At 56.7% G+C, this 2917-nt stretch carries 3 protein-coding genes; all 3 read left to right on the top strand.

The genetic code is table 11. The features are described 5' to 3' along the window. On the top strand, nt 1-2180 hold a 2180-nt coding region (locus tag K5905_RS30900), incomplete at its 5' end, for an NADP-dependent malic enzyme (protein ID WP_297591553.1). A gap of 78 nt (nt 2181-2258) precedes the next feature. Further along, complete coding sequence (locus K5905_RS30895) at nt 2259-2600, top strand: chorismate mutase (protein WP_297591552.1); 342 nt, start codon at nt 2259-2261, stop codon at nt 2598-2600. 90 nt (nt 2601-2690) lie between these two features. Continuing rightward, the coding region (locus tag K5905_RS30890; protein ID WP_297591551.1) for a PQQ-dependent sugar dehydrogenase at nt 2691-2917 on the top strand (227 nt) is incomplete at its 3' end.

Below are 2917 nucleotides of genomic sequence, written 5' to 3'. Positions count from 1 at the left end.
GCGACCTTGCGCTTGCCTATTCTCCCGGTGTTGCAGCTCCCTGTCTTGAAATTGCCGAAGAGCCGCAAAAGGCAGCTGATTATACATCCCGTGGTAATCTGGTCGCAGTGATATCCAACGGAACGGCTGTACTGGGGCTTGGCAATATCGGTCCGCTCGCTTCCAAGCCAGTGATGGAAGGCAAGGCGGTCCTCTTCAAGAAGTTTGCCGGTATCGACGTTTTCGATATCGAAGTGGCGGAGACCAATGTCGACAAGTTTGTTGACGCTGTTTCGGTTCTGGAACCGACGTTTGGCGGTATCAATCTGGAGGATATCAAGGCACCCGAATGTTTCATGATCGAAGGCAAGCTTCGGGAAAAAATGAACATTCCGGTTTTCCATGACGACCAGCACGGGACCGCAATTATTGTCGGTGCTGCGGTGCGCAATGGTCTTTATCTGGCCGGCAAGAAAATCGAGGAAGCCAAGATTGTTGCCTCCGGGGCGGGAGCGGCATCGCTAGCCTGTCTCAACATGCTGGTGTCTCTTGGTGCAAAACACGAAAACATCTGGGTCACCGATATCGAGGGTGTCGTCTATGAAGGCCGCGAAGCGCTCATGGACGAATGGAAGGCTGTTTTTGCGCAGGACACCGACAAGCGCACACTGGATGAAGTAATCGAGGATGCGGATGTCTTCCTCGGCCTGTCGGCCGCCGGTGTCCTCAAACCATCTATGGTCGAGAAAATGGGGCAAGGCCCGTTGATCCTTGCATTGGCCAATCCCAATCCGGAGATCATGCCGGAAGAAGCCCTGGCGGTTCGCGACGATGTGGTCATGTGCACCGGCAGATCCGACTATCCGAACCAGGTGAACAACGTCCTGTGTTTCCCGTTCATCTTCCGCGGTGCGCTTGATGTCGGCGCGACGACGATCAACGAGGAGATGAAACGGGCGGCAGTCGAAGCTATTGCAGGTCTCGCCCAGGAAGAACCATCCGATGTTGCCGCGCGGGCTTATGGCGGCAAGACCGAAACCTTCGGTCCGAATTATCTGATCCCGTCACCGTTTGATCAGCGTCTGATCCTGCGCATCGCACCGGCAGTCGCCAAGGCGGCGATGGAGTCCGGCGTTGCGACGCGTCCGATTGAGGACTTTGACGCTTATTATGATCGTCTGAACCGCTTCGTGTTCCGCTCCGGTCTGATCATGAAGCCGATCATTCAAAACGCGAGCAAGGATCCGCAACGGATCATTTATGCGGAGGGCGAGGACGAGCGCGTGTTGCGGGCAGCTCAAGTGTTGATCGAGGACAATATCGCCAAGCCGATCCTGGTCGGTCGCCCGGATGTACTTCAAACACGCTGTGAACGCTTCGGCCTGAAGATCCGTCCGGATGTCGATTTTGAGTATGTGAACCCGCAGGACGATCCGCGCTACCGTGATTATGTTGACGAGTATTTCGAGTGCGTTGGCCGCAAGGGCCTGCCGCCGGACGCGGCCAGAACGGTTGTCCGGACCAACTCAACCGTCATCTCCGCCCTGGCTGTCCGCAGGGGCGATGCGGATGCGGTCATATGTGGACTTGAAGGGCGCTTCATCCGGCATCACCGTGATATCAAACAGGTAATTGGTATCTGTGACACGGCGCATGATCTTTCAGCCCTGTCGCTTCTCATTAACAGTCAGGGCGCCATGTTCCTGTCCGATACCTTTGTGACGGAAGACCCGACGGCGGAAGAAATTGCGGAGATGGCGATTCTCGCAGCCAATGAAATTCGGCGCTTCGGGATCGAACCGAAAATTGCGCTTTTGTCGATGTCGAATTTCGGCTCCCGGGACACGGCATCCTCCCGCAAGATGCGTCAGGCGCTGGACTTGATCTGGGAGCGTCATCCGGAGCTCGAAGCTGATGGTGAAATGCACGGCGATTCGGCCCTGAGCACCGCCTTGCGCGAAAGGGTGATGCCGAACAGCAGACTGAAAGGGGAGGCCAATCTGCTGCTGTTCCCGAACCTGGACTCGGCCAACATCGCTCACAACCTTCTGAAAGTGGCAACGCAGGCGCTGCATGTCGGTCCCATCCTGCTGGGCGCAGCCAAACCGGCGCATATTCTGACACCGTCCGTGACTTCCCGCGGTGTGGTCAACATGTCGGCCCTGGCAAGTGTGCAGGCCCAGACCCATTCGGAAAAGTAGCTGCTTCAATTTGCGCCTTCTTATTGACGGCACGGGCCGGTAGACCGGTCCGTGCCTTTCTTCAATTCAACGTTCCGGATGACCAAAGTGAAAACGCCCGCAGAATGCGTCAGTAAAGAAGATATCCGATCCGCCATCGATGCCCTGGATGAGGAACTTCTTGCGATCTTTGCCCGTCGGCAAGGATATGTCCGACGGATGGCAGAGCTGAAACAACATCCGGACGAAGCCTTTGACGGCGAGCGCATTGAAACCATGGTTGCCGCAATCAAGGGCCGGGCAGAAGAGCTTGGGCTCGAAGGTGAACAGGTCGACGAAGTCTGGCGGACGCTGATCGCCTGGAATGTTGCCTGGGAAGAACGGACGATCGCCGCACGGCTTGAGGCCGGAGAGCCGGGCCGGCAAAACACGCCAGATTGATAATTTTTAACGTGTTCGCCGCTGTCAGAGGGCGCAAAGGTTCCTACCTAAGGGAAAAGGTCGCTTTGTAGTCTCGGGATGGAGCCGTTGATGACATTCAGGAAATTCACCGTTTCAACGATAATGGCGGCCGCGGTCTCCGCGGTGTTTGTGGTTTCCGGGCCGGCAAATGCGCAGTCCGCTGTCAAGCCGGAGACAGTTGCCGGTGACCTGTCCTATCCCTGGGCGGTCGCGTTTCTGCCACAGGGCGGTTACCTCGTCACCGAACGGGATGGCTTGCTTAAATTCGTTTCTGAAGAAGGTGGCCAGAGCGTCGT

The sequence above is a fragment of the Roseibium sp. genome (genome assembly GCF_025698965.1).
Taxonomy (GTDB): domain Bacteria; phylum Pseudomonadota; class Alphaproteobacteria; order Rhizobiales; family Stappiaceae; genus Roseibium.
The sequence above is the reverse complement of the archived record's forward strand: the minus strand, read 5'-3'. Positions and strand labels throughout refer to the sequence as shown.